The following is an 18015-nucleotide window of genomic DNA, read 5'->3' as shown; positions in this document are numbered from 1 at the left end:
ACCTCCAGGTGGTCTGCAAATACAAAGAATCACGGCCCGCTGTCCCGCGAACCGTGATCTATCATGCCGTTGATATCAGACGGCGAAGAGCAGGAGGAGAGCGATGAGCAGCGAGAAGATGCCCAGAGCTTCCGTAACGGCGAAGCCGAATACCAGACGGCCGAACTGGCTGTCAGCGGCAGACGGATTGCGAAGTGCGCCGGACAGGTAGCTGCCGAAGATGTTGCCGAGGCCGAGAGCCGTACCGGCCATACCAAAGCAAGCCAGACCTGCGCCGATGAACTTTGCTGCTTCCGCTTCCATGTTGAACTCCTTTGAAATGGTTGTTGCGGCGAATGACTGACGCCCTGCAGACGTCAATGTCGGTAATCCTTAGTGGCCACCCGGATGGATTGCGTCATTGAGGTACATGCAAGTCAGCACCGCAAAGACGTAAGCCTGGAGGAAGGCGACGAGGAACTCGAGACCGGTCAGGGCGACGGTCATGATCAGGGGAAGAATGGCGCCGCCGATGCCAAGCGCACCAAGGGCTCCGAGCGAGGCAACGAAGCCTGCGAACACCTTAAGCGTGATATGGCCTGCCAGCATGTTGGCGAAAAGACGAACGGAGAGTGAAATGGGCCGCGACAGGAAGGAGATGATTTCGATGATCACCACCAGCGGCAGAAGAATGCCGGGAACGCCCTGCGGCACGAAGAGCTTGAAAAAGCCGAAGCCATGCTTGATGACGCCGTAGAGAATGACCGTCAGGATGACCAGAAGCGCCAGTGCAAACGTGACGATGATTTGGCTGGTGACGGTGAAGAAATAGGGAACCATGCCAAGCAGGTTCGCCGTCAGCACGAACATGAAGAGTGAGAAGACCAGCGGGAAGAACTTCATCCCCTTGGTTCCCGCCCCTTCTTTCAGCATCGAGGCGATGAACTCATAAGACATCTCCGCCACCGACTGGGCGCGGCTCGGAATGACGCTGCGATGCGAGGTGGCGAAATAGAGGAAGCCGGCAGAGATAACTGCCGAGGCAACCATGAACAGCGAAGCATTGGTGAACGAAAAATCAATTCCGCCGATATCGATCGGGATAATCTTGAAGATCAGGAACTGATGGGTAGGTCCGTTTGCCACCGCTTGTTCTCTTTCATTTTCCCGCTCGTCAAAGCGGATGCCTCTCACCAGGAAACTGCACCGTAGCGCCGCTTCCGCCTCATTTCTTATCTAGCCCGTGCTTTTCAAGCATTGGTGTCGCCACCTTGCCTGCAGAGCGCAAAACATTCAGAACGCCGGCACAAAATCCGAGAAGCAGAAGAATAATCATGCCCCACGGCGTCGTGCCGACAAAACGGTCGAAGAAATAGCCCAGAACAGCGCCAACGATGATGGCAGCGATGAATTCACTAGAAAGCTTCATCGCCTGGGCATAGCCTTTGCGGCTCTCCTCGGCGCGAACCTCCCCTCGTTCATCCTCTCCCAACGCAGAACGCTTGTTCGCCAGCTCGGCTTCCAATTGCTCTCGTCGCTTTTCCAGACCTTCGTCGCGGTCATCCGCCATGGTGATGTCCTCCCATTTTCGTTGCGCGCTATCCCATTACCCCGGTCAACGCATAAACGAACGGCAGGTTTCGCCACCTTTTCGGCCCGTTTGAAGTCGCGCGCAACATAGTTTTAGGAAAAAGCATAGTCAAGGCGTAGACGTCATCTGTCCAGCCATAAATTAGCCGAATTAAATCATAATCTTAGGGCGAATATGCGATGCCGGCGTAAAACTGAGCCGAAGAATCCTCTTCAGGCCGGGTTTTTCTGTGGCCTTTTTATCGCTCACTGGGCCAGATCAGTCCCGCCGCGCAATCGACCGTCAGCTCCAGCCGCCGCCATAGGTCCGATAGAAGATGTGCATGCCGATGCGGCCGACTTTCACCATCTCGGCCGCCCATTTCGGCCGGACGTAGACGGCGTGATAGTGCGTGGCGGAACCGACTTCCGGCAGCCAGATTTTGCCAGCGGTCACCGCCATGGCGACCTGGCGGGCGACTTTCCAATGTTCGGGCGAATTGACCCGATCCTTGACGTTGTCGCAGGCAAAGGAGAACTGGCATGCATTACGCCAATCGTCGTTCTGATAGACGACGCCGCAAATGGTTTTCGGATAGGCTGGGTTGCGGACGCGGTTGAGGATGACCTGCGCGACGGCCGCCTGCCCCTTCACCGATTCCCCACGCGCTTCAAAATAGATGCCGGTGGCAAGGCATTGCTGTTCGTCCGAGGAAAAGACCGAGGGCGGCAGAACATTCGCGGCCCAGGCGTGATCCTGAGGACCGATCTGCGGTACGAAACGGCCTGCGTTGTCCTGATCCTTGGCAAGAATCGAATCAAAGGGCGAGACACGGGCGTAGTCCGGTGGCGGCGACGCATAGGCGGCAGCGAGCACATCGGCATCCTGGCTTGTTACCAGGCTCGCAAGATAGGACGGCACGCTATGGTCCGGCTTCTGCGGCTCCTTTCGATAGAAGGCCGTCGCGATCTGAATTTCCTTGCCGCCGATCTTCGGCTTCAGGAAAGCGGTCTTGTCCTTGGTATCCAGTTCGGGCCGCAACAGCATGCTTTCACGCTGCAGCACGGAACCAGCGGAAAAATCCTTGGGCGGCTGCATCGGCGCGACGGCGACTATCCTGCGCTTCTTGTCCTGGCGATTGATGCGGTCTTCGTCCGGCCTGGGATCGCTGCCCTTTTCTTCCGACCGGAACGCAACGCGGCGGCCATCGGGCAGGACGAGACCGGCGTCGCCAATGGCAGCAGCGGTCGAGGCGTCGCCGAAGGCAAGCTCGGCCTGATGAGTCGAACCTGCCGGTGAATTGGTAATGACCATCCGCCAGTTGCTGCTCCCCCTGTCGATGCCCGCCAGCAGACCGGCAAGATCGGCATAGGCCGCCGTCGACGGAAAGATCAGCCATGCGCAAAGCCCGAAGACGGCTGGCGAAGTCCAGTTTTTCGGCACGAGGCCATACTTGCGGGGGACACGACTCGGACGAGACAATACCGGACTCCAAACGGCACTCGGGATAGGAGCCGAAATAATCTCGCATTAACCTTGATGGATGGTTAATTCTGGCCGCCGCTCGGTACGGCATCTATTCATGAACCTACAAGCAAAAGGCCCCGCGGATATCCACGGGGCCTTCGATGCAAGCAAGCTGACTGATCCGCGTCAGATGATGACGTGCGAGCCCAATTCGACGACGCGGTTGGCCGGCAGGCGGAAATAGTCCGAGGGGTCGGTCGCGGCATTGGCGAGGGCGATGTAGAGCCGGTCCTGCCAATGCGGCATGCCCGACTTGGCGTCCGGAACCAGCTTGCGGCGGCCGAGATAGAAGGAGGTCGACATGATATCGAACTTCAGTCCGGTCTTGCGCAGGGTCGCCAGCGCCTGCGAAACATTTTGCGATTCCATGAAGCCGAAGCGCAGTTCGACGCGCGAGAAGCGGTCGGAGACTTTCTCGACCGAGTAGCGGTCCTCCTGTACGACACGCGGCTTGTTGATCGTCCGGATCGTCAGGATGACGTTCTTGTCGTGCAGAACGTGATTGTGCTTCAGATTGTGCAGCAGCGCCGCCGGTGCCGATTCCGGATCGCTGGTGAGGAAGATCGCCGTTCCCGGGACATGCGCCGGCGAGTGGTCGCTCTTGCGCTCGATCGAACTGACGAAGGACGACAACGGAATATCCGTATGCCGCGTCTTCTCCATCAGGATCGCCGTACCGCGACGCCAAGTCCACATGATCACTGTGAAGGCGGTCGCGATCAGCACCGGAACATAGCCGCCGTCGTGAATCTTCAAAAGGTTGGCGCCCAGGAAGACGAATTCCAGCAACAGCAGCGGCGCCAGCACACCCACTGCCATCGGCAGCGTCCAGTTCCAGCGAACACGCACGAATTCGAAGGCCATGATCGAGGTGACGACCATCGCACCGGTCACCGAGATGCCATAGGCCGTCGCCAGCGCATCCGAGGTCTTGAAGCTCAACACCAGGAAGATGACGCCGAAAAACAGCACCGTGTTAACCGAAGGCAGGAAAATCTGGCCGGTATTGGTCTCGGAGGTGATGAGGATTTCCATGCGCGGCAGGAAGCCGAGGTGAATGGCCTGCCGCGTGAGCGAGAAGGCGCCGGTGATGACAGCCTGACTGGCGATGATCGTCGCCAGGGTGGCGAGAATGACCACTGGCAGGATCGCCCAATGCGGATACATCAAGAAGAACGGGTCGGACATGGCGAGCGGCTGGCGCAGCACCAAGGCACCCTGCCCCAGATAATTCAGCGTCAATGACGGAAACACCAGGGCAAACCAGGCCCATTGGATCGGACGGCGGCCGAAATGCCCTAGATCGGCGTAAAGTGCCTCCGCGCCGGTGACGGTCAGGAAGACCGCGCCAAGCACGACGACACCGAGAAAACCCTCGTTGATCAGGAAGTTGATCGCATACCAGGGATTCAAAGCGGCCAGAATGCCGAAATCATCCGAGATATGCATGATGCCGACAGCGCCCATGACGATGAACCAGAGCGCCGTGATCGGGCCGAAGAAGCGCGCGACCGCGCCGGTGCCATGCGACTGGATCGCGAAGAGCAGCGCCAGGATCGCGACCGAGATCGGCACGATGTAGTCCGCCAGCCTCGGCGTCACCAATTTCAGACCTTCGACAGCCGAAAGAACCGACAGCGCCGGCGTGATCATTGCGTCGCCAAGGAAGAGCGCCGCGCCCAACAGGCCGAGCAGCATCAGAACGGCGGTGTGCCCGTTCGCCGTCTTCATCAGCAGCGCCAAGAGCGACAGCGTGCCGCCTTCGCCATCATTGTCCGCTCGCAGCAGAAAAAGGACATATTTGATGGTGACGATGATGGTGAGCGCCCAGAACATCAGCGAAACGAGGCTGATGACTTCGCCGCGCGTCAGGCCATCGGCGGCTACCGGTTTCAGCGCCTCGCGAAAGGCGTAAAGCGGGCTCGTACCGATATCACCATAGACTACGCCAACCGACCCCAAGGCGAGGTAGAAGAGTTTGCGTGGATTCATTTTCCCGTCGGGAGAATGATGGGTTTCGTCAGACATTCAGGATCACTAGACTCTCAGAGCCAGCCTTTCCAGCGAAAAAAGAAAAATGGAACGACGGCAGACACCACCATCAAAAGCAACGATGCCGGATACCCGTAGGCAAAATGCAACTCCGGCATGAACTCGAAGTTCATGCCGTAGACCGAGGCAACAAGCGTCGGCGGCAAGAAGACTACGGAGGCAATCGAGAAAATCTTGATGATGGCGTTCTGCTCGATATTGATCAGGCCGAGCGATGCATCCAGCAGGAAGGTAATGTTACCGGCGACGAAGGACGCATGTTCGGATAGAGATTGCACATCCCGCGAGACATTGCGGCACAATTCCTTGGCCTCTCGGTCCTGCTGCATGGCGGGGATGGTTTGGAGGAAGGTCAAAACCCGCGACAATGAACTCAGGCTGTCGCGCACCTTGCTGACCGCGCGGTGATAGCCTGCAATGTCTTTCAGCTTCTCTTCCAGATAGTTCGACGGACGACGGATTTTTTTCACACGGTCGCCGAACACATGCACTGACAATATATCGATGCTGGAAACCGTCTGTTCAAGGACCTCGGCCGTGCGGTCGACAATGGTTTCCAGAAGTTTCGCCAGAAGCGCGACACCGGTGCGCCGCTCCTGCGGAATGCGCTGCAGCGCTGCAATGAACAGTGCAAAGGATTTCGGCCGCGCGTAGCGGATGGTGATGAGGCGATGACCCGTCAAAATGAAAGCGACATCGGTCAGCGTCGGCAGGTTGGTATCGGCCTTCCACAGCAGCGAAGCCGTCAGGAAAACTGCGCCGTCGTCGACATAGAGCCTGCTTGAGGGCTCTATGTCCTTCATATCCTCGCGCGTCGGCACCTCGAGCCCCAGCAGGCGCTCGATGTTCGTCTCTTCTTCACGCGACGGTTCGACCATATCGATCCAGATGGCGTTGTCCGGCAATTGGGCAACGGTCGAAAGATCTGCCAATTCGAAGGACTTGCAATCGGAGCAATAGGCCGTGATCAACGGATCGTCCTCGGCACACAGGCAAAGCTATAACCACGGCGCCTTGTGCGCTCTCGCCGCAATTTTGCCGATGGCCCTTGAAAAAAATTCATAAAACTCCGGCCGTATCCCGCCGGTCCGGCCGGGAATGCGTGTCCATGCTCCATTGCGCTGCTGTACCAATCCTTCGTCCGTCATGACAAAGCCGATTGCTCAGGCGAGACGAAGTCACCATTTGGCGGATGGCCGTCATCGGATATGGCCGACCAAATTCTCACCGGCGGCGCATATGCAGCAAAGCTCGCAAAGAATCAAGTCACAACCCCTCTAATGCGCGCTTTCACCGCAGATTCACAATCCCGCGAAGTCATAGCACACGGCACGGCCAAGGCAATCGTGCCGATCGCCGCTCAGGTCACGCCATTGTGAATTATTCGAAGACGATGGAGGGTGCGGCGCGCTGAGGTGTGTTACTGACCTGCGCCCAGACTTTGGCGGCGATATCGCGATAGATGCCGGCGATCGTGCCATTGGGGTCGGAAGCAACCAGCGGCGTGCCGGCATCGGACGTCTCGCGGATGCCCATGGTCAGCGGCACTTCGCCGAGGAAGGGTACACTGATGCGCTCCGCCTCCTTGCGCGCCCCACCATGACCGAAGATATCATAACGGGTGCCGGTGTCCGGAGCGATGAAATAGCTCATGTTCTCGACAATGCCGAGAACGGGCACTTCCACCTTCCGGAACATGTTGAGGCCTTTGCGCGCGTCGATCAGCGCCAGATCCTGCGGTGTCGAAACGATGATGGCGCCAGCGAGCGGCACCTGCTGCGCCATGGTAAGCTGCGCGTCGCCGGTACCCGGCGGCATATCGACGACGAGAACGTCTAGCTCGCCCCAGGCGACTTCTCGCAGCATCTGCAGCAGCGCCGACTGTACCATCGGCCCGCGCCAGATCATCGCCGTCTCTTCTTCGACGAGGAAGCCCATGGACATGACCTTGAGGCCGTAATTCTCCATGGGGTTGATGATGCGGCCGTCGATCTGGGTCGGCCGGCCGGAAATCTTCAACAGGCGCGGCATGGAGGGGCCGTAGATATCGGCATCCAGAATACCGACGCGCAGGCCATTGGCGAGCAGACCCAGCGCGAGATTGACGGCCGTCGTCGACTTGCCGACACCGCCCTTGCCAGAGGCAACCGCAATGATGGCGCCGATGCCGGGTACGCCGATCTTGCCGGCGCGAGGCGGCTGCTGCGGCGCATGGGCGTGGGAATGGGCATGCGGCTGAGCGGGAGCCGGGCGTGCCGGACGCGCACCAGCGGCATTGGCCTTCTTGTCCGCCGTCAGCGCGACTAGGGCGCCTTTGACGCCGGGCAATTCCTTGATCACGCGCTCGGCCGCAAGTCGCATCGGTTCCAGCTCCTTGGCGCGCTCTGCCGGAACCGTGATCGAGAAATAGACCTTGTTGTCGGAAATGAAGACATCCGAGACCATGCCGAGCTCAACGATATTGTGCTCCAGGTCGGGGCCGCGAACGGTCCTCAGCGTCTCCAGAACCTGTTCCTTGGTGATGTCTGCCATTCCATCCTCACTGCACGATTTCCATCCGGATGGCGGCGCATGCACGCCCACGCAGCAAACGCTCCGGATCTCTTGAGGCTTAAATAGTGGAGTGAGAGAACTTCGCCAAACGAAATTAAAGGGAATATCGACACGATACTGCCGTTGCGGCCGGCAGGTCCGCCGGGCTTTATAGCCCTACCAGCCGCAACGCTCCCTTGGAGACCAAAATGTCAGCGGCCGCACATAACGCAAAGCTTTGAAAGGAGTAGGGCGAGCGCACGAAAAATCGCTCCTTAAAACCCGTTGATTTTGCGGACGTGCCAAATAAGCAACAGCCGCCACCGATATTGCCGCTGGGAGAAGCAACGACTAAAATATCAGCAGCGGCTGCCCGATCCGCGCGCGTTTATCGGCGCTGTTATCAAAGTCCCCTCTGGACCTCTTCCTATGGAAATGCAGAAAGCGTGCCAGTTTCGCGAAATTAGAAAAATTGTTATTTTTCAGTTCGTTATAGGTTTTCGCAGTCACAGCCTGAAGTCAGTGCGGGATATATCGGCAAATTTTATGTGCAGCGCACAAAATTCACGCAGAAAATTGCCTGGATTTCGCTCGCACCAGCTGCCTGGACTGAACCTCAGCCTAAGACCGCTGCGGACCGGGATGGTGTCTATTTTATCAGCCCGACACGCAGCGCCTTGGCGACTGCCTGGGTACGGTTGACGGTATCCAGCTTCTTGGTGGCTCGGTTCAGGTAGTGATTCACCGTATGTTCGGAGAGGCTCAGGATTTCCGCGATTTCGGCGCTGGTCTTGCCGGCCGCCGTCCAGTTCAGGCAATCGATCTCCCGGTCGGTCAGCGCGTCGATGACGCGCACGTCCATATTGCGGATTTCGGCGAGCCTATCGAAGACGTAGATTGCGACATAGCTGAGATCCTTGATCTCTTCCTGGGTAAATGTCTCGCGGTCGCCAGCGAGCGATATCGCGCCACGAAGACCGGATGCGTCATGGGTGGGCAGATAGACGCAGCGCGTCATACGAAAGCGTTCGAACAGGGCCGCGATGAGTTGCGCCCTGCTATCGTCGCGATTGGTGCCCACCGTTGTCTCGTGAACGAAAGGCAGCGTGGAGCTGCGCAGGCGTCGCAGCACAGGGCTGTTCGCCATCAATCCTTCCTGGTCGTAGGTCGCCAGGAGTTCGGCAGGCCAGTTGTTGATGACCGAATTGCTCTGCAGTTCGAAGGATGTCACCGGCGGCAGGTTCAAAACCATGAAAGCCCGGCAGCGATAGGCTTCAGTCAGCCGCTTCATGAAACGAAAAACATCAAACTGTGTTTTCAGACCGCTAATTTCATTAATGTAATCTTCCCCCCGAGGGGGCTTTCCCGCCTGCACCAATGCTGCCATCATTAGTCTTCTTTACATAAGGGAGGGGCACAACGCGAAAACGCCGCCTCCAGGCCTCCGGGTCACCACATGAACGCCGACAAACCGGCGTTTGATCAATATAATTTTTTAAAATCTCGCCTGCTGCGACACCATCTACTACGGCGCCGGGTGATCGGGCCGCCATTCTCCTCCGGGCATAGCAGCAGGTACCAGGGAGAACGGCAGTTGGTCCGCGATTCTCACAAGCTTCTCAGAATAAACGTGTAAGTTGGCCAAGGTCCAGCGCACGAAAGGCCAAATTGGTGAATTTCACATGACAGCCGAGAAAAACAGGCGCTTTTAGCGTCTTGGACCGAGCCGACTGTGCATGTCCTGCATGATCGCGGCCGCCGCTGCTTTTACCAAGGGCGCCCATTCCTGCAATTTTTCCGGCGTAACGCGGTAGGCCGGACCGGTCACCGAGACGCCAGCCAGCATTTCATAATCGTCCGAGTGAATCGGGGCGGCGACGCAGCATATGCCGCTCTCGTGCTCTTCTCGATCAAAAGCACAACCGCACCTCCTGATGGCATCGATATCGGCCCGGAGATCTGCCACGCTGCGATGGGTATGCTCGGTGTAAGCGTGAAACTCGAGCCCGGCGACCCGTTCTTCGAAGCTGACATCGTCGAGCGCGGACAAAGCCGCCTTGCCGACGCCGGTGCAATAAGCCGGCGAGGCATTGCCGATCTGCGAATACATCCGCACGGACTGCCGGCCTTCGACCTTGTCGAGATAGATGACTTCGGTGCCGCGCAAGACGCCGAGATGCACCGTTTCCCCGGTCTGCGCCTGCAGCAGACGTAGATGCGGTTCGGCGACAGTCCGAAATTCATTGCGCGCCCAACTGCGCGAGGCCAGGCTCAGGAGCCTGATGCCGGGCAGATAGCATCCGTCGCGATCGGTCTCCAGCAGCCCTTCTTCGACGAGGTGAGACAATTGCCTATGCAGCGTACCGCGCGGCTGATCGGAGAGAGACAGGATGTCGGTGAAACGCATTGGACGATCGGCCAGCGCCACGAGATCGATGAGCGCCATCAGTTTGCCGAGCGTGCCGGTCTCCCGGCCGCGACGGATTTCCCCCATCTCGCCCTGTCTCGAATTCATGACTGCCTCGCCCACCATTGATGTACCCTCACGTCCTTGACACGACCGCAGGGTAATCGGATAATTCCACATAGTCAAATTAAGTTCCAAATAATGGAACAAACGGCATTTTTCAATTCCGGGAGGGAAAGAACTTGACCGAGGCACAGGCACAATTTCCCGATCTTAGGGATCGCACCGTTCTCATCACCGGCGGCGGTTCCGGCATCGGCGCTGCACTCGTCGAAGGTTTTGCGCAACAGGGCGCCAAGGTCGCCTTCATCGACATAGCCGAGGAGCCGAGCAAGGCGCTTGCCGACCGGCTTTCGGTGCAATCGGCCCATCCCGTCTCCTTCTATCATGCCGATCTGCGCGACGTCGGCGCCATCAAGAGTACGGTCGCCGCCGTCGAATCCGATCTCGGCGCCATTCGCGTCCTCGTCAACAATGCTGCCTGGGACGACCGGCACGAGATCGACACCACGACCGAGGAATATTGGGACAACAACCAGGCGATCAACCTCAAGCAGGTTTTCTTCGTCTCGCAGGCGGCAGCGCCGGGCATGCGCGCGGCCGGTGGCGGGGCGATCATCAATTTCTCGTCGATCGTCTTCAAGATGAATCCGCCGCTTCTTTCCGCGTACGCGACCGCAAAGGCAGGTGTCATCGGCCTGACCAAGAGCCTTGCCGGCCGCTTTGGACCGGAAAACATCCGCGTCAACGCCGTTTTGCCGGGCATGGTCGTCACCGAACGGCAGATGGAGCTTTGGCTGACGGAAGAAGGCATCGCCAAAACGGTCGAGCGCCAATGCCTCAAGCATGTTCTCAAGGCCGCCGATCTGGTCGGCCCGACGCTTTTTCTTGCATCCAACTGCTCGGGCAGCATCACCGCACAGACCATCATTGTCGACGGAGGTATTCTCTAGTGAAAAACCAGGGGTATTTCGATTGAAAAATCAGAGGAATTTTTAAATGGCGCGGCCCGCATACATAGCAGTCGATTGGGGCACCAGCAGTTTCCGGCTGTGGCTGATCGGCGAAGATGACAGCATTCTCGGCGAGCGCCGCAGCGGCGAAGGCATGACTTCGGCGGCTCAGACGGGCTTTGCCAAGGTGCTGCAGTCGCATCTCGATGCCCTTGCGGCGCCGGAAGACCTTCCGGTCATCGTCTGCGGCATGGCCGGAGCGCGCCAGGGCTGGGTGGAAGCCGGCTATATCGATACGCCGACATCACTCTCCGCCATCCTGACCGGCGCCGTCTCCGTACCCGGTCAATCGCGCGACGTCCGCATTCTGCCGGGCCTTGCGCAACGCGACAGGCAAGCGCCCGACGTCATGCGCGGCGAAGAGACTCAATTGCTCGGCGCGATCGCTGCCGACGTCAAGGGCGAGCAAGTCGCCTGCATGCCCGGCACACATTCGAAATGGGTGCGTGTCGCCGACGGCCAAGTCACCGGTTTTTCGACCTTCATGACCGGCGAGCTCTTCGACGTCATCACCAAACACAGCATCCTGTCCCACGCCGTTGCCGGTGCGACCGACATGCCCGCGGACAGCGCCGCCTTCGCCTCCGCCATCAAAGCTGCCTTCGACAAGCCGGCCCTCGCCACGAACCTTTTGTTTACCGCCCGCGCCGGCCAGCTTCTGCATGGCCTGACGGCGGCCGGGTCGCAAGCGTTGATCTCGGGCACGCTGATCGGCGCCGAAATCGCCGGCGCTTTGTCGTCTGCTGGGCAAGGGGCCGCGATCACTCTGGTCGCCTCCGGACGCCTGCAGGCGCTTTATGAAGACGCATTCCGGATCCTCTCCCTCACCTATACGACTGTTGATGCCGATGCCGCCGTCCGCCGCGGACTCTCCGCCGCCGCGAAGGCGATCTGGCCGAATGATGAAAGAAAAAGCTGATGACGACCCGCATCCCCTTCCCTGCCATGAAGCGCCCGCTCATCGCCATTCTCCGCGGCATCAAGCCCGAGGAGACGGCTGACATTGTCGGCGCACTGATCGACGCCGGTTTGACGGCGATCGAAATCCCGCTGAACTCGCCGGAACCCTTCCGCTCCATCGAGATCGCCGCCAAAATGGCGCCCGCCGACTGCCTGATCGGCGCCGGCACGGTGCTGACCGTTGAAGATGTCGATCGGCTGGATGCCGCCGGCGGCAAGCTGCTTGTGACGCCGAATGTCGAGCCCGCCGTCATCAGCCGCGCCCGCGACAAGGGCATGGTGACAATGCCGGGCGTGTTCACCGCGACGGAAGCGCTTTCGGCCGCGCGCGCCGGTGCGACGGGGCTTAAATTTTTCCCGGCCGGCGTGCTTGGCGCCTCTGGTATCACCGCCATCCGCGCCGTCTTGCCGCCCGAACTCGTCATCGCGGCGGTCGGCGGCGTTTCGGACAAGAATTTCGCCGATTACACCAAAGCCGGCATCCTGGCTTTCGGTCTCGGCACCAGCCTTTACAAGCCGGGAATGACGACAGCAGAGGTTGCCGAACGCGCCAAGGTGACCATTTACGCCTATGATGCTGCCGTAGGAGCCTGACCATATGACCGACATTCATGATTTCCAGGGCAATATTCTCTGCAACACCGCATCTGTCCTGGGCGAAGGGCCCACCTATGATCCCGATACGGATACGGTCTGGTGGTTCAATATCCTCGGCAAGGAGCTGCATGAACTGCATTTGTCGTCGGGCAAGAAGGAAGTTCACCCTCTGCCGATGATGGCGAGCGTGCTCGCCCGCGTCGATGCAGAACGGCAATTGATCGCCACCGAAGAGGGGTTGTTTCTTCGCGATATCAAATCCGGAGAATTGACCTTTTATGCTGCGATAGAGGCGGACAAGCCGGAGAACCGCTCCAATGACGGGCGCACGCATATCTCCGGTTCGTTATGGATCAGCACGATGGGCAAGCGCGCCGAATTGCAGGCCGGCGCGATCTATCACGTCGCTGGCGGCAAGGTGACGAAGATCTTCGATCAGCTTAGCATTCCGAACTCCATCTGCTTTTCACCCGACGGCACGATCGGCTATTTCACCGATACCCGCCTCAGCCAGTTGATGCGGGTGCTGGTCGATCCGCAGACCGGACTTCCGGTCGGCGAACCGATCGTCATGGTCGACAGCATGGACGACCCAGGCGGTCTCGACGGCTCCGTCTGCGATGCCGACGGCTATATCTGGAACGCCCGCTGGGGCTCCGGTTTCGTCGATCGCTACAGCCCCGACGGCTTGCGCATCGAGCGCTACCGTGTGCCTGCCATGCAGCCCTCCTGCCCGGCCTTCATCGGTCAGAACGGTGATCGCCTCGCCGTGACCACGGCTTGGGAAGGTCTCGACGAAGACGCCCGCTCGATGCAGCCGCAAGCCGGTGCGCTTCTCGAACTTGGCCCCACGGTCAAGGGCGTCTTCGATCCGGTCTACAAGATCTGATTGTATTTTATTTTCTTCCCGCTCCGAGGGAGATAATGCGGCCGGCAAAACTCTGCCGGCCTGCTTGGGATCACGCCGTCGTCCTGCGTTGAATGCCGCCCGTTCGTCGCTGTAACCGATCTGCAGGATCAATGGCTTCGGTTGCACAAGGCGGCGTCTCCTCCCTTAATTTTTCGCGTTATTTTGGCCCGACCAAAGGCGATATGCAGCCGTTTCCCGCAACTCTTGCCGGAACTAAACCCTCGTTCGACCATTTTCCTTAACGAACCGGCACGGTGATGGTCAGCCAAAGGAGTGGCGCCGCCCGGGCTGGTGAACATGCCCATCAGAATGGAAGGTAGGTTCACGATGACCGGCAAATTGTTCACTTCCGCTGCTGTTGGCGCAATCTTTGCCACAGCATCGGTTCTTTCGCCGATGGCTTTCGCTCAACAGCAGCCGTCAACCGACAATAATACTGCGCCGATGACGAAGACCGCTCCGGCAACGCCTGACACCACCAAGCCGGCTGTCAAGACGCCGGAAAACGAAGCTAAGGCCCCGGCCCCGGCACCAACGACAAATACGGCTCAGGCCGGATATCTGACCGAGCAGTCGGCCGATCAGATGAGTGCCAAGACCTATATAGGCCAATCGGTCTATAACGGTGAGAATAAAAGCATCGGTAGCATCGACGACCTTATCCTGCAGAAGCAGGGCGGTGTTGTCGCTGCGATCGTTGGCGTGGGCGGTTTCCTTGGCCTCGGCCAGAAGAATGTAGCCGTTCCCTTCGACAAGATCACCGCGACGCAGAACGCCCAGGACGGCAGCATGAAGCTGACGACCACGGAAACGGCTGACTCGCTGAAGGCCGCGCCTGAGTTCAAGACGCTTGCTATGCAGGCTTCTGAGAAGGCCGCAAAGACCCCGGCAACGGCCGCGGTGCCTGGAACGGACACCACGACGACCTCGTCGACGACCAACAAATAACGAAGCTTATCGAGCAACCTTAAAAAAACGGCGGTCTTTACAGGCCGCCGTTTTCGTATCCGTCGCGGCGGTCACGTTCAGACGTGTTCGCGCTCACCGGCAAGTTCATAGTCGTTCTCGTGGAGATATCGCAGCGTCGCGAGACTGTCGGCGGGTTTGCCGTAGTAATAGCCCTGCCCCATGGCGCAACCGAGCGACCGAAGCTTCGCCGCCTCGGCATACTCCTCGATCCCCTCGGCAACCACCTGCAGATCAAGCCCTTCGCACATCGCAAGGATCGCCTTGATGATGTGTTCGGAGGCCCGGTCGGAATTGATGCGCGAGACGAAGGCGCGATCGATCTTCACCTTGTCGAAGATGAAATCGCGCAGGCGGCCGAGGCTGGATTGGCCGGTGCCGAAATCATCCAGCGAGATGCGCACGCCGGCCGCTCTGAGATCGGCGATGATGCGGTTTGCCGTGTCGGCGGAACTCATAACCGCCGTCTCGGTGATTTCCAGTTCCAGGCGATGCGGATCGAAGCCGACGCGGCCGAGAATGGCGAGAATGCTGCTGCTCGTGCCGGGATCCATCAATTGCACGGATGAGAGATTGAAAGAGAGGAAAAGCTCGCGCGGCCACGAGAGCGCGGCCTCCGCCGCCTTTCGCAGCAAGGTCTCGGAGAGCGCATCGATGAAACCGCGCTCCTCGGCGAGCGGCACGAAGACCGCGGGCGAGACGAAGCCGAGATCGGCGTCGTTCCAGCGCGCCAACGCTTCGAAACCGACGATCGCATTGCTGGTGAGCGAGACGATCGGCTGGAAATGCACGTCGATGGCATTGGAAATGATGGCATTGCGCAGCGCCTGTTCAAGCTGCGTCGCACGCTTCATCTCCTGGTCGATTTCCTTGGAATAGACGGTGATCTGGCCACGCCCGCGCCGCTTGGAACGATAAAGCGCCGTCTCGGCGCTTTTCAGCAGATCTTCGAATTCCTCGCCGGCGAAGGGATAGATGGCGAAGCCGAAGGAGGCGGAAAGGCGGACGTTGCGGTCGCCGAGATCATAGGGCGCCGACAGCACTTCGCGGATCATCTGCCCGAACTTTTCCGCACCGACGCGCTCAAAGACGAGCGGCAGCACGAAGGCAAATTCGTCACCGTCATGGCGGGTGACGGTGGCGCCGTCGGGAATGCAGGCCTTCAGGCGGTGTGCGACCTGGCAAAGGATCTCGTCGCCGGCTTCGACGCCGAAGAGGTCATTGATTGGCTTGAAGGAATCGAGATTGGCGATACCGATGGTGAAGGGTGCAGGATCGCTCGCGCGCTCGGCGGAAAGCACGCGCGCGCGGTCGCGCATGCGATAGCGGTTCCCCAAGCCGGTCAGCGGATCGGTATAGGCCATCGCCTGCAATTCATTGTGACTGACTGGCGCAAGCGGTATTTCAGCCGATTTCATATTCAGTCCCGACACCTTCCTCCACCCGTGAAAGAGAATGACGGCGAAGTCTTAACAAAGGATGGCGGGACGACAGTCATTCGATGGGAGGAAAATCTATTCATTAGAAGTTATACAAGTATGAAATTTATTTGATTTGAGCTTTGCGGCTGCCGCGCATGTATTTCTGAAACACAGTCTCAAGAATATCCGGGCTGACAGGCTTCATGATGATATCGTCCATACCGGCATCGAAGCATTGGTTGCGGTCACGCTCGAAAGCCTGGGTGAGCACGCCGATGATCGGGGTGTGCGATCCGCCCCCTTTCTCCGTGCGGCGGATCAGTCTTGCTGCTTCGAAGCCGTTGAGGCCCGGCAGGGAAATATCCATCAGGATCAGTTGCGGGCGGTATTCGCTCCACAGCCGCACCGCCTCGTCGCCGCTGGTGGCGATCATATAGCGATAACCGAGCCCTTCCAGGATCTGCGAGAAGACGATCTGATTGATATCATTGTCTTCGGCAACTAGGATCTGGAAGCCGCGATCCTCACCGCCGGTCGCGATCTGCCAATCCTCCGCGCTGCCTTCGAGGGGTTCGCCCGGCTTGCCGAGGATATTGCGGTTGAAGTGCCGTGCGATCAGGAAGGTGAGTTCGGTGGCAAGCTGCGAGCCGTCCAGCGACAGAGCCGGCACATTCTGCCGCTCGGCCAATTCCAGGCCACGGTTTCCAAGCTGGTTGTCGATGATGACAAGATCGATCTTTATGCCGAGTGAGCTTGCGACATCCAGAAATGCCGCCTCCTCGCTTTCATTGTGGACCGAACATGCCTCGAAGCCGTATTTGGCGAGCATCTTCAACGCCGCCGATTCCGCGGCAACATCGCTGGTGACCACGAGAATTTTCCTGCCGGAGAAATTCTCGGGAACGAAGGTCTCCATTGTCGGTGCACGACGCGAGGCGGTCTGAAGTGCTGCCATCGGGACGTAGGCGCGCCGATAGGACCGATTGCTGTTTTCCTTGATCTCCGAGACAAGAGCGAATTCGTCGAAATCCGCGCCGTCTTTCGGCAGGTCCTGGATGGTGGCGACCAGGAAATAGCGGCCGGGCTTACCGATACGCTGTTTCCTGGTGACCACATCGCGCTCTATGCCATCGCGAGCGACCTGCCGCTGGCGCGAGATCGATATTTCGCCGGTGTCAATGACATGCCGGTCGTTCTCCTCGAAGCGGTTGGCAATATCCGTGGGGAAGAGATCGATACCCTTGCGGCCCAGCACTTCATCCGCCGAAGTCTGGTATTTATCGCAGAACGCCTTGTTGACCGCGACGTATGCCATGTTGCGGTCTTTGACGAAGAGTGGAAACGGCAGGTTATCGAGAATATCCTCGGTGAGTTGCACGCGCTCCATGTCGAGGCGCCATTGCTCCTCCCGCTTCTTCACCTCCGAAATATCCGAGAGGATGCAGACGCCGAGACCCGACGGCAGCCGGCGCTTGACGAAGCGGACCCAACGATCCGCGCCGAAATGTTCCGTCGTCTCAAAACGCTCGCGCCAATGCGAGGCAATCCGCTGCGAGATCCAATCGTCGCGTGTTGATGCCGATTTCGTACGAACATCGTGATGCCGGACGCCGCTGTCGAACACAGCGCCGAGAAAATCGCGGAGCCGTGTCGACGGCTGCAGAAATTGCGGCGGAATCGGATAGAAATTCAGGACCTGGCGGCTGGCGAACAGCAGCAGATCGTTCTTGTCATAGATAAGGAAGGCACTGGAGAGCCCATCGCAGACGGCATCGAACAGCGCCGCCTGCAGATTGCCATCAGACGGCACATCTTCGGTCATTGCTGCAAAAGCTGCCTTGTCAATCTCGGCAGTCATTCGTCCGATTCCTACATCTATCCGGTGCTGCGGCACACGGGGCTTGAGAGCGGCGACAGCTCTCGCGGTAAATTTATGGAAATATCATGCTGGCCTGAACACTTGAAACAGGCGGAAGCCGGCTCCTGTACATGACGGCCGCCTGCCTGCCGCCAAAAGCCGA

Annotated in this window: 16 protein-coding genes; 5 read left to right on the top strand and 11 right to left on the bottom strand. The window is 59.0% G+C overall.

Annotated features, from left to right (window positions below; translation table 11 throughout):
- Nucleotides 1–75: 75 nt before the first annotated feature.
- From NXC24_RS04175 to NXC24_RS04135, 9 genes are all read right to left on the bottom strand, one after another.
- The gene (locus tag NXC24_RS04175; protein ID WP_028750571.1) at nucleotides 76–303 is read right to left on the bottom strand and encodes a F0F1 ATP synthase subunit C; all 228 of its coding nucleotides are present in this window, start codon (nucleotides 301–303) and stop codon (nucleotides 76–78) included.
- Nucleotides 304–372: 69 nt separating this feature from the next.
- Nucleotides 373–1125: a F0F1 ATP synthase subunit A gene (locus NXC24_RS04170; RefSeq protein WP_104822155.1), complete on the bottom strand. Its 753-nt coding sequence runs from the start codon at nucleotides 1123–1125 to the stop codon at nucleotides 373–375.
- Between the two features lie 79 nt (nucleotides 1126–1204).
- A complete protein-coding gene (locus NXC24_RS04165) occupies nucleotides 1205–1549 on the bottom strand; it encodes an AtpZ/AtpI family protein (RefSeq protein WP_104822154.1) in 345 nt (114 codons plus the stop codon).
- 303 nt (nucleotides 1550–1852) lie between these two features.
- Nucleotides 1853–3031, bottom strand: a complete 1179-nt coding sequence (locus NXC24_RS04160) for a cell wall hydrolase (RefSeq protein ID WP_104822153.1) — start codon at nucleotides 3029–3031, stop codon at nucleotides 1853–1855.
- Nucleotides 3032–3202: 171 nt separating this feature from the next.
- On the bottom strand, nucleotides 3203–5104 hold the full coding sequence (locus NXC24_RS04155) for a potassium transporter Kup (protein WP_104822152.1): 1902 nt from the start codon (nucleotides 5102–5104) through the stop codon (nucleotides 3203–3205).
- 17 nt (nucleotides 5105–5121) lie between these two features.
- Nucleotides 5122–6099 carry a magnesium/cobalt transporter CorA gene (gene corA / locus NXC24_RS04150; protein WP_104822151.1) on the bottom strand — a complete coding sequence of 326 codons (978 nt, stop codon included), beginning with the start codon at nucleotides 6097–6099 and terminating at the stop codon, nucleotides 5122–5124.
- Between the two features lie 409 nt (nucleotides 6100–6508).
- Nucleotides 6509–7660, bottom strand: a complete 1152-nt coding sequence (gene apbC, locus NXC24_RS04145) for an iron-sulfur cluster carrier protein ApbC (protein WP_104822150.1) — start codon at nucleotides 7658–7660, stop codon at nucleotides 6509–6511.
- A 649-nt stretch (nucleotides 7661–8309) separates the two neighbouring features.
- Nucleotides 8310–9047 (bottom strand): autoinducer binding domain-containing protein, encoded by a 738-nt coding sequence (locus NXC24_RS04140; RefSeq protein ID WP_104824998.1) that lies wholly within the window; start codon nucleotides 9045–9047, stop codon nucleotides 8310–8312.
- A 321-nt stretch (nucleotides 9048–9368) separates the two neighbouring features.
- A complete protein-coding gene (locus NXC24_RS04135) occupies nucleotides 9369–10175 on the bottom strand; it encodes an IclR family transcriptional regulator (RefSeq protein ID WP_104824997.1) in 807 nt (268 codons plus the stop codon).
- A 134-nt stretch (nucleotides 10176–10309) separates the two neighbouring features.
- On the opposite strand from NXC24_RS04135, the gene NXC24_RS04130 reads away from it, so the two are divergent.
- The 5 genes from NXC24_RS04130 to NXC24_RS04110 all read left to right on the top strand — a co-directional run bounded on the left by NXC24_RS04130 (nucleotide 10310) and on the right by NXC24_RS04110 (nucleotide 14555).
- Nucleotides 10310–11080 carry an SDR family oxidoreductase gene (locus NXC24_RS04130; protein ID WP_104822149.1) on the top strand — a complete coding sequence of 257 codons (771 nt, stop codon included), beginning with the start codon at nucleotides 10310–10312 and terminating at the stop codon, nucleotides 11078–11080.
- 46 nt (nucleotides 11081–11126) lie between these two features.
- Nucleotides 11127–12059, top strand: a complete 933-nt coding sequence (locus NXC24_RS04125) for a 2-dehydro-3-deoxygalactonokinase (protein ID WP_104822148.1) — start codon at nucleotides 11127–11129, stop codon at nucleotides 12057–12059.
- Nucleotides 12059–12694 carry a 2-dehydro-3-deoxy-6-phosphogalactonate aldolase gene (locus NXC24_RS04120; protein ID WP_104822147.1) on the top strand — a complete coding sequence of 212 codons (636 nt, stop codon included), beginning with the start codon at nucleotides 12059–12061 and terminating at the stop codon, nucleotides 12692–12694. The genes NXC24_RS04125 and NXC24_RS04120 overlap by 1 nt, the downstream gene beginning before the upstream one ends.
- 4 nt (nucleotides 12695–12698) lie before the next feature.
- Complete coding sequence (locus NXC24_RS04115) at nucleotides 12699–13586, top strand: SMP-30/gluconolactonase/LRE family protein (RefSeq protein ID WP_104822146.1); 888 nt, start codon at nucleotides 12699–12701, stop codon at nucleotides 13584–13586.
- Between the two features lie 348 nt (nucleotides 13587–13934).
- Nucleotides 13935–14555, top strand: coding sequence for a PRC-barrel domain-containing protein (locus NXC24_RS04110; protein ID WP_104822145.1), 621 nt, complete (start codon nucleotides 13935–13937; stop codon nucleotides 14553–14555).
- A 77-nt stretch (nucleotides 14556–14632) separates the two neighbouring features.
- Here NXC24_RS04110 and NXC24_RS04105 read toward each other — a convergent pair whose 3' ends face one another.
- Nucleotides 14633–15991 (bottom strand): EAL domain-containing protein, encoded by a 1359-nt coding sequence (locus tag NXC24_RS04105; RefSeq protein ID WP_104822144.1) that lies wholly within the window; start codon nucleotides 15989–15991, stop codon nucleotides 14633–14635.
- 127 nt (nucleotides 15992–16118) lie between these two features.
- On the bottom strand, nucleotides 16119–17852 hold the full coding sequence (locus NXC24_RS04100; protein WP_104822143.1) for a response regulator: 1734 nt from the start codon (nucleotides 17850–17852) through the stop codon (nucleotides 16119–16121).
- Between the last annotated feature and the right edge of the window lie 163 nt (nucleotides 17853–18015).

Source organism: Rhizobium sp. NXC24 (assembly GCF_002944315.1).
In the GTDB taxonomy this organism is placed as follows: Bacteria; Pseudomonadota; Alphaproteobacteria; order Rhizobiales; family Rhizobiaceae; genus Rhizobium.
Note: the sequence above shows the minus strand (reverse complement) of the source record. Positions and strands in the feature narration are given on the sequence as shown.

Bases quoted from the DNA above. Each gene is read 5' to 3' on its own strand.
- NXC24_RS04135 (WP_104824997.1), bottom strand. From the start codon at position 10,175: ATGAATTCGAGACAGGGCGAGATGGGGGAAATCCGTCGCGGCCGGGAG.
- NXC24_RS04165 (WP_104822154.1), bottom strand. From the start codon at position 1,549: ATGGCGGATGACCGCGACGAAGGTCTGGAAAAGCGACGAGAGCAATTG.
- NXC24_RS04110 (WP_104822145.1), top strand. From the start codon at position 13,935: ATGACCGGCAAATTGTTCACTTCCGCTGCTGTTGGCGCAATCTTTGCC.
- NXC24_RS04105 (WP_104822144.1), bottom strand. From the start codon at position 15,991: ATGAAATCGGCTGAAATACCGCTTGCGCCAGTCAGTCACAATGAATTG.
- NXC24_RS04120 (WP_104822147.1), top strand. From the start codon at position 12,059: ATGACGACCCGCATCCCCTTCCCTGCCATGAAGCGCCCGCTCATCGCC.
- NXC24_RS04125 (WP_104822148.1), top strand. From the start codon at position 11,127: ATGGCGCGGCCCGCATACATAGCAGTCGATTGGGGCACCAGCAGTTTC.
- NXC24_RS04155 (WP_104822152.1), bottom strand. From the start codon at position 5,104: ATGTCTGACGAAACCCATCATTCTCCCGACGGGAAAATGAATCCACGC.
- NXC24_RS04175 (WP_028750571.1), bottom strand. From the start codon at position 303: ATGGAAGCGGAAGCAGCAAAGTTCATCGGCGCAGGTCTGGCTTGCTTT.
- NXC24_RS04100 (WP_104822143.1), bottom strand. From the start codon at position 17,852: ATGACTGCCGAGATTGACAAGGCAGCTTTTGCAGCAATGACCGAAGAT.
- NXC24_RS04140 (WP_104824998.1), bottom strand. From the start codon at position 9,047: ATGGCAGCATTGGTGCAGGCGGGAAAGCCCCCTCGGGGGGAAGATTAC.
- apbC (WP_104822150.1), bottom strand. From the start codon at position 7,660: ATGGCAGACATCACCAAGGAACAGGTTCTGGAGACGCTGAGGACCGTT.
- NXC24_RS04115 (WP_104822146.1), top strand. From the start codon at position 12,699: ATGACCGACATTCATGATTTCCAGGGCAATATTCTCTGCAACACCGCA.